Source organism: Mesobacillus sp. (assembly GCF_057785455.1).
On record NZ_JBYNSB010000030.1, the window covers coordinates 61,100 to 75,051 of the forward strand.

Sequence of the window (13,952 nt, forward strand, 5' to 3'; positions counted from 1 at the left end):
TCAAGCCTCCATTATATGGTTTCCATAAATGATTTTTCCGAAATCTTCAGCATCATAGCCGTCGAGCTCAAGGATGCTGTCTTTAAAACTGGTAAAATGAATAAGGTCGATCAGGTGCTGTAGGGCTGCTTTGTTTTCAGGTGTCCAGCGGAGGACAAGGTCAAACTGTTCCTTAGTCAATGGGATGAAATCCAAACCAAGCTGGCTTGCTGCATATCTGATCCCAAAGGCTGCATCCGCTGTGCCTCTGCTGATATGGGAAGCGGCCCCCAGATGGTTCCATTCCTCATTTTCATAGCCACGGACATCCCCCGGCTGAAGACCTTCGGCAGCCAGGAAGGAATCCAGCAGGAAGCGGGTGCCCGCGCCCTTTTGCCGGTTGACGATCGTAATATCCGATCCTGTCAGGTCCTTGATTCCGCAGATGTTCTTCGGATTTCCTTTTGCAATGATCAAGCCTTGTTCACGGGATGCAAGCCGCATCACCGTGATTGGCTCATGGACAAACAATTGACGGATGAACGGAAGGTTGTATTGCTGTGATACGGGGTCCAGCAGGTGGATTGCCGCAACATCAGCGCTGCCTCTGTAAAGCATCATCAGCCCTTCAAGGCTGCCTATGTATGATGGCGTGATTGCCAGTCCCGTTCCTTCCGCAGCAGTATATTTAACAAGATGTTCGACGAGGAAATCATGGCTTCCCGCCAGCTGAAGCGATTGCATTGGATTGATTTGTGCTTCTGCCTGGCGTTTTGAGGGTGCAGCAGTCATGCTTTCTTTGTATCTATTAAATTCGCTTTCTTCAATTCTCATTTTATTGCCCACTTTAAAAGCAGACAGGTCGCCCCGCTTAATCATCTCGTAAACTGTGTGCTTAGAAATTTTAAGCATGGAAGCGATTTCATCCGGGGTGAAGACTTCCACAGGAATCCCTCCTTTTCTTCATTAACTAAATATAATAGAATATTTAGTAGAAAGATGTGACAAATGTTTGTTTTTGTTAAGTTTTGTTTGGTTTTATCATGAGTGTATCATATTGTGTTCACATTTTTGGGAGAATTTTTTTAATTTTTAGCGAAATTAATAAAATTTCCAATTTCCACCTTCACAAAATACTCCGGGCAGTATAGTGTATTTCTTGTTCATACCATGGTAAACTAAGCATTAAGATCTAATGAAGAAAGGAACAGGAGCATGCAAATTTCAGATAAAGCGCGCGACATCTTGAAAGACATCCTTGCTGAGCGCAATGCAAATGGAATCCGCGTCTACTTCGGCGGCTTTGGCTGAGGAGGCCCGCAGATTGGTCTGGCTCTGGAAGAGCCGGAAGAAGATGATCATGTAGCAGTTATTAATGAGATCAGAGTAGCGATTGAAGCCAATATCGTGGACTATACAGAAGGTCTTTCACTTGAGTACGATGAGTACCGTGAAGGTTTGGTCCTGATGGGCGGCGACGGAGGCTGCTGATAAAAAAGATGCACACCATTCCTGGAATGGTGTGCATTTTTGTGTTTATCCGACCTGCAACTTAAAAAAAAGCTGCAGAATTTCCAGTTCGCCAATAAAGTAGTAAACTTCACCAATGAAACGAAATTTTCACCAATAAAATTACGAACTCAGCAAAAAAAAACATTTTTCTGCCAATAACCGTTTAAAACTGCCCGGTGAACTGAAAATACAGGACTGCAAGGCCCATTAGCCAGACATACACAGCAAAAGGCTTCAAAGAATGGTTTTTTAGATAGCCAATCATCCATTTTACAGCGATATAGCCAAAAATAGCGGAGGAAATGATGCCGATGAGCAGTGCCTGGAGCGAAATCGTTTCACTGCCTCCGCTAAATAGATCCTTAGCCTGCAGCACAATGGCGCCTAAAATTGCTGGAGTGGAAAGCAGGAAGGAGAAATAGGCAGCTGTCTCTCGGTCAAGCTTTCGCCAAAGGGCAGCGACAATCGTGAACCCCGAACGGGAAATAGCAGGGAAGATGGCAGCCGCCTGGAACGAGCCGATAATCAGCGCATCCTTATAGCTGATGTCGTCCATCTTCTTCCGCCCATTTTTAATTGAATCAGCGAACCAAAGGAAGATGCCTGTAATCAGGAACTCCCAGCCAATCGTCACACCAGTCTTTGAAATCTCATCAAAATAATCCTCAAACAGCAAGCCCACGACAACTGCAGGCAGTGTTCCGACGACCAAAAGGAAGGTCAGCTTGCCAAATGGATTTTTCAGAATCTTGATGAATTCCGCCTTATAGAATACGAACACTGCCAAAAGTGTACCAACATGGAGCATCGTATCAAGCAGGAGTCCAGCTTCCTCAAGGTTGAACAGGTTTCTGCCGAGGTAAAGATGCCCGGTGCTGCTGATCGGCAAAAACTCCGTCAGACCCTGGATCAATCCCAAAATGAACGCTTCAATTTTAGATAGCATATTTTTATCCCCACTTTTTTTAAAAAATTGCTCAGTTATGGCCAATGTTGAATTACAATCGTGTTGATTGTAGTGGAAGGCACGCAGACTCCTTCGGGATTTAGCGGACAGGTGAGACCCCGCAGGAGCGAAGCGACGAGGAGGCTCACCGGACGCCCCGAGGAAAGCGAAGCGCCTGTAACGAAAATCAACACCCTTTTATAACAAAGCCTTTTTTATAATAAAAACCCCAATGAGTTGTCCACTACAAAGCTATGAACAAGTCCACTGAGCTATGCCCTTAAAATTTCATGCAGTTATTAAAAATCGATAAATCCGGTAATTTCTAATACAATAGTAGAAAACGAAAAAATAAGAAGCAGGTGGGGAAAATGAATCATACACATTTGTTTTTCAATACATCCATTGGTGTGCAAAAGCCTGAGAGTATCCGCAATAAAAATCAGAGCTGCCCTTTTTGCGCAAGGGAGGAGCTGACAGGGATCATTGATGAAGACGGCCCGATCCTTTTGCTGAAGAATAAGTATCCCGTTCTTGAAAATGCCTTTCAAACCGTATTGGTGGAGACCGATGTTTGTGAGGAGGAGTTTTCACAATACTCCAAGGAACATTTGAACAGGCTGCTGGATTTTGCGATTCGCCATTGGATCAGAATGGAGGAATCAGGGGAGTATCGGTCAGTCGTGATGTTCAAGAACCATGGACCGCTGTCAGGCGGGACAATCGCCCATTCACATATGCAGATTGTCGGGCTGTATGACCTCGACTACCATGAAAAAATCAGCGAATCTGATTTTGCTGGAGTTGTGATCCATGAACTTGATGGCGTCCAGTTCAATCTGTCCGACCGCCCAAAGGTGGGCTTTTATGAATTCAATATTATCATGGATCAAGACCAGCCATCCGCCATTTTTTCATCCTTTGTCCAGACTGCGGTCCATTACATCATGAATTCATTCCCATTCAGATGCAGCAGCTATAATCTGTTCTTTTACAGGGCAGGTGAAAAAATCATCTGCAAGGTTGTGCCGAGATTTGTGACGACACCGCTTTTCATTGGCTATCAGCTTCCCCAGGTCCCTACAAATCTAGAATGGATGAAAAATGACATCCAAAGCCGCTATTTTCCAGGGGAATTGGGAAAAGAAGCGTAAACAGGGAATATGTAATTAGACCTAATCTTAATCGGGAATTCGCATGCTTATGGCCGCTTGAAACCAGGCGCCGTGCAGGATTGGCTAATACCAGAAGGTTCATTAGCCTTTTGTGTAATAATAACCAATTGATGCTAAGAAGTTGTGATTTATTGTCGAAAAAAATATAATGAAGTATTGTACAGTCCTTCATTAAAGGGGAATAGACATGACTTCCAACCAAAAAAATAATACCCGGCTCGATTATGGGCTGGTTACGATATTAATGCTATTATTTCTGTCGAGCTGTATTGCCATCTACAGTGCTCAGACAACAGGGCAATATGGATCTGAAAACTTCCTGCTAAAGCAGGTCGTCTGGTATATGATTGGCATCGGCATCATTGCTGCCGTTATTACGCTTGATTCTGACCAGCTCCAGAAGCTGAGCTGGTACGCATATGGATTCGGCCTGGTGCTGCTGATGGGCTTGATTGTTGCTCCTTCAAGCCTTGCGCCTGTGATCAATGGGGCGAAAAGCTGGTATAAGGTGCCGGGCATGGGGACGCTCCAGCCATCAGAGCTGGTAAAGGTCTTCATTGTTCTGGCCCTGGCCAGGACCATTGTCGACCATCATCAAAAGTATCGATTGAAAACGATGCAATCCGATTTTTGGCTCTTGGTCAAAATCGGCATTGTCACCATGGTCCCGCTCATGCTCGTCATGCAGCAGCCTGACCTCGGGACATCGCTTGTATACATTGCCATCATGCTTGGCATGATCTTTATTTCAGGGATTACCTGGAAGCTGCTGGTACCGATTTTTGGGACAGGCCTTACGCTGATTTCAATCATTTTCTACTTTGTCATCTGGAAACCGGAAATCCTTGAGAAATACCTTGGTGTTAAGGAGTACCAGTTCGGACGTATCTATTCCTGGATTGATCCTTATAACTACCAAAGTACCACAGGCTTCCAGCTGACCCGTTCACTCCTGGCGATCGGGTCTGGTGAAACGGTAGGAAAGGGATACGGCACGAGGGAAGTCTATCTGCCTGAAAGCCATACTGACTTCATTTTCAGCATCATCGGTGAAGAGTTCGGCTTCGTTGGCGCCAGTGTCCTGGTCAGTCTGTTCTTCCTGCTGATTTATCAAATCACGAAAATCGGCATGGAAACAAAGAATGATTTTTACACCTATATTTGTGTTGGGGTTATCAGCATGATTACTTTTCACGTGTTCCAGAATATCGGCATGACAATTGGTCTGCTGCCGATTACGGGTATTCCACTGCCGTTCATCAGCTATGGCGGAAGCTCGCTTATGGGGAATATGCTGGCCGTCAGCCTGATTTTCTCGATCCGTTATCACTATAAAAAATACATGTTTTCCACGACAACATAGGTCAAGCAGGAATCCTCGATTCCTGCTCTTTTCATTTATATCCTATTCAATAATCCCGACCTCAGTAATCACCGCGTCTGTCTCAACATTGACCTTTAAATTTTTATACTCATCTTCCCATCTTTTAAAATCAAAATCGCGATTTTTGCTTCTTAGGAATTGGCCAAAACCAACGGGGTCGATATTTTTTTCCTGGAAGCTGGCAATCAATGCTTCAGTTTCCTTGGTAATGTTTTTTTCGAATTCTGCTTCAATCTCCTTTATTATTGCAGGGTTTATGATTTTACCGGTGTATTCCCTGATAAGACCTTCTATCTTAATTTTTATGGTAATTTCATATGGATGACGCTTAATCAGCTTCATTTTGCTTTTGGATGTTAAGTCCCTTAAGGCCACATTTTCATTTCCGACTTTGAGTCTGTAATTCCCCTCGCTGATGCGGTCCGTGAGCAATTTAAAAAAGAACATTTTGTCTGCATCCAGTTCACCTACCATCTTATCCTCATGAAACAGGGCAATTCCGACAATATCAATGACATCAGGTTCAATCTTCTTCAAAATCGGCAAATAGGGATCATTGCCCTTTTGGTAAAATTCGGACATGAAAAGATGGAAGTTAGTAATCGGCAAGTTCCGGTTTTCAGTATTATGCTTGATCAAATCTGACAGGTGAATGGCATTCCCTCTGTTGCCATATTGACCGGAAAGAATTCCTTTGGCATCTTCATCAGCAACAGCCAAATAAATCCTTGCTCCTATGCTTGGGTCGCGTTCAAATGAATCAAGGAGCTCAACAACGCCTTTTCTGGCAATCTCTTCTCCAAATATAATAATTTCCAATGAACCGGTTACTAGCGGCTGTGCTGATTTGCGCTGGATATCCTGAAACAAGTCCCTGCTGCTTGTGGCTTTTGATGAAAAAGTGAAGTTGCCAATATTCTTGTCAGGATTAAATATTGGAACCATGACGGTTCCTTCAATTTTATCTTCATCCACTAAATCAAAGCCTACACCCATTTCAATGTTCACGTCGTCAATGATTTCCTTTTCGACACAGCCTGCCAGCATTATGGCAACAATGAAAAGTGACATCAACTTTATGCAGCTCATTTTTTCTTCACCTTCTTGGCAATCAATGTCGCGAAAAACAAAAATGGGATATATACATAGGTGACAGCAAAGCCAATTCTTCCTGTCCAATCATTAAGCATGTTGATTTTTAAGCGTGTATCAAAATAATTGATGGAAATAAGGCATATCAGGGCAAGGATAATGACGCCTTTCCGCTGTTTAAGCTTAAACGCTCTTTTTAAAATAAGGCTTGAACCCCATAAGGCAATGCAGATATTCGGAAGGATGATCAAATTCCAGTTTGCGATCCCAATATACTCAAATCTTTCGACGAAAGGCATGCTGACGATTTTCCACATTTCAAGCGTAGCCCAAATTGATTTCGCGAGCTGCTCTTCTGAAAAATAAGCAAAAGTGATGATTGCCAGAATTGTATAGATCATTGTTGTTAAAAAGACTCCTAAATGAGCCCATTTCTGTGATTTCTTTGCATCCTTAATGAATGGGTAGAAAAAAATCGGAATTTCGAAACCAATATACGTTAAGGACATATGGAATGCGCCCTTAGCAAGATCTGTTGCTGAATGGTCAAATATCGGCAGTAAATTCCTGAATTCGGCATACTTTATGGCAAATACAAAAGTCAGCAGCAGGTAGCTAGGGAGAACAAGGCCGAAAAAGGCAATACCGGCTACAGTTCTAAACCCGCCGAAGACGATGTACACCGATAAAAGGAGAAACACACTGCTGAACCAAAAGACGCTCATCTCCGGAAACATCCACACCTGAATGACCTCAATGAACGTCCTCAGTACTGCAAGGCCGAAAACCAGTAAATAGATAATGAAAACAGAGCTGAGCACCTTGCCAATCTTTTTGCCAAAAACATATTCGTTTGCTGCAACGAGGTCACCATCGACGGTACCGCAGATTTTATAGATCATCCAGACAATGATATGAATACTGAGCCCGGCAGCAAGTACCGATATCCAGGCATCATAGCCGGCATCCTTGGCAATGATGCGCTGGTAGCCGAGGACACCGATCCCGATTTGCATGGACATGATCAAATAAAGAACAAGAAACGGCGAAACTTGCAATCGTTCGGGTACAGACTGTTGCTGCTCCATCTTTAAATGACCTCCCATGCTCATTCATCAATGTCCTTTTTTTCTTTGGCTTTCTTTTTATTGAAACGGGACGGGTCCTCTGTCCTCAGATACTGTGGGCGATTGTACTGCATCGTAAATGGCAAACGGATAATCGCATCCTTGAAATCAGTCACCCTTGGCGGATACAGCGGCTCCAGGAAAGGCCGGCCTAAAGAAGTTAGCCGGAGCAAATGGGTTAACAGGAACGAAAACGAAATGACAATCCCCAGCAAACCCCAGAGCTCGGCAAAAAATAAAAACGGAAAGCGAAGCAAACGGATTGTATTGCCCATCCGGTAAACCGGAGTGGTAAACGATGCGAGCGCCGCCAAAGCTACGATGATCAGCAGGACATTACTGGTCAGACCGGCTTCAACCGATGCGGTCCCGATAACGATACCGCCCACGATACCGATCGTCTGGCCGACCTTCGTAGGCAATCGGGCTCCTGCCTCACGCAGCAGTTCGATCGTTAATTCCAGGAATAACGCTTCCAGGATTGGAGGAAGCGGAATTTCCCTTCTTGATGTAATCAAAGTACTTAAAAGATCCTTGGGAATCAGTTCGTAGTGATAAGACAGAGCTGCAACATAGATTGGCGTGATCAAAATCGAGAACGCAACGGCGAATAGCCGGATCAATCGGAAAAACGAGGATAGTAGATAATTTAAAAAATAATCCTCGAAAGATCCGAAAAACTCAACTAGCGTCGTTGGCCCAATCAAAGCATGCGGAGAGCCATCCACGAGTATGGCCACTTTTCCTTCTGCCAGAATGGCGGCAATCCTGTCCGGCCGTTCTGTATCCAGCAGCTGCGGGAACGGAGAATTTTGGTTATCGGAAATCAACTGGACAATATACGAACTGTCGGTAATTTCATCAAACTCGATATCCTTCACTCGCTGAACAACTGTGTTGACATTATCCTTATTCGTAATGCCTTCAATATATAAAATTGCAACACTCGACTTTGAGATACTACCCACCGTGTAATTCTCAACAATCAATTCCTTGATAGGCACCCTTTTGCGGATGAGATTCAGGTTTTGGTCCAAGGATTCCACAAAGGATTCCTTAGGGCCGATTACGCTGAATTCTACCTCCGGCATGCCAACCGCTCTGACAACTTCTTTTTGGGCAGCCATAAAGGCAAATCGGTCTTCCTGGTCTTCAAGTGTCAAAAGGATATAGCCATTGAACAGCTTTTTCTCGATATCTGCGTTATCAGTCGAGACCTGGACATCTGCAACCGGAAGCAGCCTTTTCACATCATCGATATAATTGAAATCCCCTTCTAGCAGATAGGGAAGGGCACTTTGCTGGATAATGCTTTCATCTACCAGTGTAGAAATGAAAGCGAAACAGAATTTCTTTCCGGTTTTCTGGTTCACATAAAAGGTTTTTTGAAAATCATTGGAGCGCAGCAGCATTTTTTCCCATTCATGGATATTTTGATCGCTGTTCTCATCGCCATTTTTCCTCATGGGTGCTGTGCCTTGTTTTTCGGCTTCCTTTTCAATTTCCTTCATTAACTTTTTCTTGAATAGCTGTCTCATTGAAAATCTCCGCCAATTTGTATTTACGCTTATTCTTTCCGAAATTGGGAGGTTTATGAAAAAAAGAAAAATTAGTTCAAAATAATTGATTGTTCGCTTAATCATTATCAATTTTTAAAATTTGGGGGAATCGGATCGGATATCGGCGGGAAATTGCCTACTGGTGAAATAATCTCTTTTACTGGTGAAAAATCTGTTCCTACTAGTCAAAAAACTTCTCTTACTAGTTAAAAATCCATTCTTACTGGTGAATAATTTTTTTCAAAGTAAAAAAACCCGCAAATATCTGCGGGTTTTTCTCAATTTATTTGGAAGTGAGGAATAACGTTTGATTTGGGAGCTCTATTTTAATAGGAATTTCTCAAGATCATCGAGCATCAGGTTGGCTGCCTTTACGCCGCCTGCTGTGTTCCAGATTGCGTCGTCAACCTTGTAAACCTGGCCGCTTTTTGCGACATTAAGGTTTTTGAATAATGGATTCTCAATCCATTCTTTTTCAATCTCAGTTGCTTTGCCATCTCCTTCTTCATATGTGAAGTAGAAGAGGACATCGCCATCCATTGCTGGAATTCTTTCTTGTGTTACACCTTTTTCAGCGAAGTCTTCCTTATCCTGGCTTTCAGGACGGGCAAAGCCGATTTGATCCAGGATGACACCGGAGAAAGAATCCTTGTGATAGATACGGACATCACCAGCCATGAAACGGACCATGGAGATTTCCTGATTGACTTTGTCGCCAAGGTCAGCTTTTAAATCCTCGATGCGCTTGTCATAAGCAGCAAGTACTTCTTTTCCTTTTTCTTCTTTGTTAACAGCCTTTGCATAAAGTTCAAAGTTCGTTTTCCAATTTCCGCGAAGATCTTCAGCGAAAACGGTTGGTGCGATCGCACTCAGCTGTTCATAGATTGCTTCCTGGCGCATCTTATTGCCGATGATTAAATCTGGCTGCAGGGCGATGATTGCTTCAACATTTACCTGGCTTTCAACACCGACAACCTTAACATCCTTCATCTCTTCAGCAATGTGATCATACCAAGGGTCGCCAGTCCAGGACTGTACAGCCCCCACAGGAGTTACTCCAAGAGCAAGCAAGGCTTCTGTTCCTTCATTCGTCAGGATCACGACCTTTTCAGGCGTTTTATCAATTTTCGTCGTGCCCATTGCGTGTTCGACAGTATAGCTTGTTTCTTCCTTTGGTTTATCAGCAGTCTTTGTTTCCTTTTCCTCGGTGCCACCGCAAGCGGCGAGAACGAACATCGTGAAAACAGTGATAAGGGCTAGCATGAATTTAGAATGCTTCATATGTATTTCCTCCTGAATGTTAATGATAATCGTTTTCAATTAGTGCTCCTTTATGATAAAATGACTATGTAGTATGTGTCAATACCTAAATGATAATGATTTTCATAATCAGTGACAATTTTGTGAAAGCTACTTAATTTTACTGATTTAAAGCTTTGCGTGATTTAAAGTAAAAAATATTAACATGTTAGAAAGCTCTTTAACTTAGGAAGGTAAATGGATTATGCTGCTTAAAACAACTGGCCAAAGATGGGCCGGGCTATTAATAGCAATTTTGCTTATATCAATTTTATTATGCGCGAGCATTGTATACGGCTATACCGACACCTCATGGGGAACGGCTGTCCGTGCCTTTACTGGCTATGACGGCTCAAATGAACATATAATCATCCAGTCTGTCAGGCTGCCGCGTGCATTGATCGCTGCTGCTGTTGGTGCGAGCCTTGCGATTGCGGGTGTGCTGATGCAGACCCTGACAAAGAATCCGCTTGCTTCACCGGGAATCTTTGGGGTGAACGCAGGGGCGGGCTTTGCAGTAGTTGTCGCTGTTACAGTTTTTTCGGTAGGCAGCCTGCAGGCCTTTGCATGGATTTCATTCCTTGGAGCAGCGGCTGCGGCTGTCAGTGTCTACGTGATTGGCTCTGCTGGCCGCGAAGGCCTTACTCCAATGAAATTGACACTGGCTGGTGCTGCCATGACGGCTATGTTTTCTTCTTTTACCCAGGGTCTTTTGGTGCTGAATGAGGCTGCACTTGAACAAGTGCTTTATTGGCTCGCAGGCTCTGTCCAGGGTCGCAAGCTGGAAACCCTCGTAGGGGTAATGCCTTATCTGGCAGTCGGCTGGGCTGCTTCAATCCTGATCTCTTCGAAAATGAATGTATTATCCATGGGAGAGGATGTCGCAAAAGGGCTTGGCCTGAATACAGGGTTTGTAAAGCTTGGGGCCGGTGTCATCATCATTCTTTTATCTGGCGGTGCGGTAGCTGTTGCTGGCCCGATTGGATTTATCGGGATTGTCATTCCGCATTTAACTCGTGCAGTGGTAGGAATCGACCATCGCTGGGTCATTCCTTTCGCCGGAATTTTTGGCGGCATGCTTCTGCTGGCTGCGGATATTGCCGCTCGCTATGTTCTGATGCCGCAGGAAATTCCTGTAGGAGTCATGACGGCAATGATTGGAACCCCATTTTTCATCTATATTGCGAGAAAGGGGTTCAACGGTAAATGAGTCAGTATAAAAGCTTTAGAATGTTTAAAGGTAAACTATCTTACTTGATTGATAAAAGAGCGCTCGCCATCTTCACGGGCCTGCTTTTTGCAGCATTTGCTGCGTTCGTCATCAGTACTGGTTTGGGTGAAATGGCAATCAGCCCTTGGAATGTACTTCAGGTACTTTTCGGCGGCGGCACCGATCTGGAAAGATTGGTGATTCACTCTATCCGCCTGCCTCGGATTATTGTTGCGTTAATGGTTGGGATTGGCCTTGCTGTTGCCGGAGGTTTGCTGCAGGGGATGATCCGCAACCCGCTCGCTTCACCTGATATCATCGGGATCACCGGCGGGGCAGCGGTTGCTGTCGTCGGCTTCCTTGCTTATTTTAGTGATGAAAACAATGCTTTGACAGTAAGTATAAAATGGATGCCTTTATCGGCTTTCATCGGAGCAACTCTGGTTGCGTTCCTCGTCTATTTCCTTTCATGGAAAAATGGCGTGTCACCGGTCAGGCTGGTATTGATTGGGATTGGCATATCAGCAATGATGCAGGCACTTACAACGCTGATGATGCTGATGGGGCCGATTTACCGCGCCAGCCAGGCCAATATTTGGATTACAGGCACAGTGCATGGTTCAACTTGGGCTAATGTTTCAGTTCTGGTACCTTGGACATTGATTCTTGTGGCGATCGCCTTTATTCTCTCAAGAAATGTAAATGTCCAGGAACTTGGTGAGGAGATTGCCACAGGCGTAGGCGGCCATGTCCAGCGCCAGCGTTTTATCCTGCTGCTGGTCAGCACTGGTCTGGTCGCAAGCTCTGTTGCCTTTGCCGGAGGGATCGGCTTTGTCGGATTGATGGCCCCTCATATGGCGCGAAGGCTAGTAGGCTCGGCCTTTGGCGCATTGCTGCCTGTATCCGCACTGATTGGCGGGATTCTTGTCATGGTGGCGGATTTGATTGGACGAACAATGTTTTCGCCGCTGGAGGTTCCGGCAGGAGTGTTTACTGCCAGCATCGGAGCACCTTACTTTATTTACCTGCTATTTAAAACACGGAATTCATAAGCCTAGTTGTTGAAGGGGGAATCGTCATGGCAGAGGCAATTGCTGCAGAAAAACTGACTTTATCATATGGCGACACGATTATCATCAATGAATTGAATATAGAGATACCAAAAGGCGAGATTTCGGTCTTCATCGGCGGAAACGGCTGCGGCAAATCAACCTTGCTCCGCTCCATCGCCAGACTTTTAAAACCACAGTCAGGATCAATCCTGCTTGAGGGAGAAGCGATTTCAAAGCTCTCAACCAAAGAGGTTGCCAGAAGGATGGCGATCCTTCCACAATCTCCAACAGCCCCAGAAGGACTGACGGTATTACAGCTCGTCAAACAAGGGAGATATCCATATCAATCCTGGCTTAAACAATGGTCGGAAGAGGATGAAGCAAAAGTAACGAATGCACTGGTGGCTACCGGAATCGACCATTTGCAGGACCGGACTGTCGATTCATTGTCGGGAGGACAGCGGCAGCGCGCCTGGATCGCCATGACGCTTGCACAGGATACCGATATCATCTTGCTCGACGAACCGACAACCTATCTGGATATGACACACCAGATTGAAATCCTCGATCTTCTATATGAATTGAATGAAAAAGAAGGACGGACCATCTTAATGGTGCTCCATGATCTAAACCTGGCATGCAGGTATGCGCATAATATCGTAGCGATTAAGGATCAAAAGATTTTTGCTCAGGGGAAGCCAGAAGTAGTCATTAACTGCGGATTGGTGAAGAATGTATTCGGGATGGATTGTGAGGTCACTGTTGATCCATTGTTCGGAACTCCTCTGTGCATCCCTTATGGAAAAGGCCGTTGTATATTGAAAAAGGAAAAGGTGGAAGCGTAATGAAAGAGGAGTTGACTGCTGACGAAATAAAGGAGCTAAGTAAATTCCGCTTTGCTGCAGAGCTTCCAGTGGGAGCAGCTCCAATAGAGTTTATCAGCTTGCTTTCGGATACTAGCATGAGCAATCTGCTCAGGAAGCTCGAAGCCGAAATGGGCTCCCATGATCCCAAGACCACTGCATCTGTATGGATGAAAAGGCACGCCTTTCTTGCGGTCATTTACTTATATGCGATGAGTGCTTTTAATAAGAAGCTTGATGCTGCGCCAGGTTCCTTGCTTTTAATAGAGATGAAAAAGGACGGGCTTTGGCTGCCGGAATTTTATTTTAAAAATCGTGCAGTCCTTCATTGTACTGCTGAGAACCGTAAAGACTGGAGAAGGGAAGCGGTCAGCCAGTTGTTTAAGGAAAATATTTTTCCGGTCATGGGGGCTCTCAGCAAAGCCGCAAAAATCTCCAAACTGATTTTGTGGGAGAATGTCGCTGTCTATATTTACTGGCTGTATGAAAAAGTTTTGGCAGAGCATCCAGATGAGGCCATCAAAGCACGGGCTGCAGAGGATTTTGAGTATATCATCCGTCTTGCACCGGGTCCATCGTTCGGGAATTATCATCAAAACCCGCTGGCGAGGTATTATACGGAACCAGTCACTCAGGAAGAATCAGTCACGCCAGTCAGAATTAGAAAGACCTGTTGTTTCAGCTATAAGCTGGATGCGAAAAGTTTTTGCAAGACATGTCCGAAAGTTTGCGGGCTAAAGCATTGAGGGAGTGA

At 44.6% G+C, this 13,952-nt stretch carries 12 protein-coding genes; 6 read left to right on the forward strand and 6 right to left on the reverse strand.

The features are described from left to right. Positions 1-924 carry a helix-turn-helix transcriptional regulator gene (locus AC3EBE_RS11515; RefSeq protein ID WP_488595174.1) on the reverse strand — a complete coding sequence of 308 codons (924 nt, stop codon included), beginning with the start codon at positions 922-924 and terminating at the stop codon, positions 1-3. A gap of 730 nt (positions 925-1,654) precedes the next feature. Then, positions 1,655-2,437, reverse strand: a complete 783-nt coding sequence (locus tag AC3EBE_RS11520) for an undecaprenyl-diphosphate phosphatase (protein WP_488595175.1) — start codon at positions 2,435-2,437, stop codon at positions 1,655-1,657. 371 nt (positions 2,438-2,808) lie between these two features. On the opposite strand from AC3EBE_RS11520, the gene AC3EBE_RS11525 reads away from it, so the two are divergent. Further along, entirely contained in the window at positions 2,809-3,591 is a 783-nt protein-coding gene (locus tag AC3EBE_RS11525; RefSeq protein ID WP_488595176.1) for a DUF4931 domain-containing protein, read from the forward strand. Positions 3,592-3,799: 208 nt separating this feature from the next. After that, positions 3,800-4,975, forward strand: a complete 1,176-nt coding sequence (locus AC3EBE_RS11530) for an FtsW/RodA/SpoVE family cell cycle protein (RefSeq protein WP_488595177.1) — start codon at positions 3,800-3,802, stop codon at positions 4,973-4,975. A 42-nt stretch (positions 4,976-5,017) separates the two neighbouring features. Here AC3EBE_RS11530 and AC3EBE_RS11535 read toward each other — a convergent pair whose 3' ends face one another. From AC3EBE_RS11535 to AC3EBE_RS11550, 4 genes are all read right to left on the reverse strand, one after another. Beyond that, the gene (locus tag AC3EBE_RS11535) at positions 5,018-6,085 is read right to left on the reverse strand and encodes a Ger(x)C family spore germination protein (RefSeq protein WP_488595178.1); all 1,068 of its coding nucleotides are present in this window, start codon (positions 6,083-6,085) and stop codon (positions 5,018-5,020) included. After that, positions 6,082-7,176, reverse strand: coding sequence for a GerAB/ArcD/ProY family transporter (locus tag AC3EBE_RS11540; RefSeq protein ID WP_488595179.1), 1,095 nt, complete (start codon positions 7,174-7,176; stop codon positions 6,082-6,084). The genes AC3EBE_RS11535 and AC3EBE_RS11540 overlap by 4 nt, the downstream gene beginning before the upstream one ends. A gap of 20 nt (positions 7,177-7,196) precedes the next feature. Further along, positions 7,197-8,681 (reverse strand): spore germination protein, encoded by a 1,485-nt coding sequence (locus AC3EBE_RS11545; protein WP_488595265.1) that lies wholly within the window; start codon positions 8,679-8,681, stop codon positions 7,197-7,199. Positions 8,682-9,095: 414 nt separating this feature from the next. Next, positions 9,096-10,055, reverse strand: a complete 960-nt coding sequence (locus AC3EBE_RS11550; RefSeq protein WP_488595180.1) for an ABC transporter substrate-binding protein — start codon at positions 10,053-10,055, stop codon at positions 9,096-9,098. A gap of 223 nt (positions 10,056-10,278) precedes the next feature. Between AC3EBE_RS11550 and AC3EBE_RS11555 the strand changes: the two genes are divergently transcribed. From AC3EBE_RS11555 to AC3EBE_RS11570, 4 genes are read left to right on the forward strand one after another with little or no spacing between them, the layout of a single operon-like run. Beyond that, positions 10,279-11,283 carry a FecCD family ABC transporter permease gene (locus AC3EBE_RS11555; protein ID WP_488595181.1) on the forward strand — a complete coding sequence of 335 codons (1,005 nt, stop codon included), beginning with the start codon at positions 10,279-10,281 and terminating at the stop codon, positions 11,281-11,283. Continuing rightward, positions 11,280-12,335 (forward strand): FecCD family ABC transporter permease, encoded by a 1,056-nt coding sequence (locus AC3EBE_RS11560; RefSeq protein ID WP_488595182.1) that lies wholly within the window; start codon positions 11,280-11,282, stop codon positions 12,333-12,335. Before AC3EBE_RS11555 ends, AC3EBE_RS11560 begins: the two co-directional genes overlap by 4 nt. A 26-nt stretch (positions 12,336-12,361) precedes the next feature. Beyond that, entirely contained in the window at positions 12,362-13,180 is an 819-nt protein-coding gene (locus AC3EBE_RS11565; RefSeq protein ID WP_488595183.1) for an ABC transporter ATP-binding protein, read from the forward strand. Continuing rightward, entirely contained in the window at positions 13,180-13,944 is a 765-nt protein-coding gene (locus tag AC3EBE_RS11570) for an IucA/IucC family C-terminal-domain containing protein (RefSeq protein WP_488595184.1), read from the forward strand. Before AC3EBE_RS11565 ends, AC3EBE_RS11570 begins: the two co-directional genes overlap by 1 nt. Positions 13,945-13,952 lie beyond the last annotated feature (8 nt).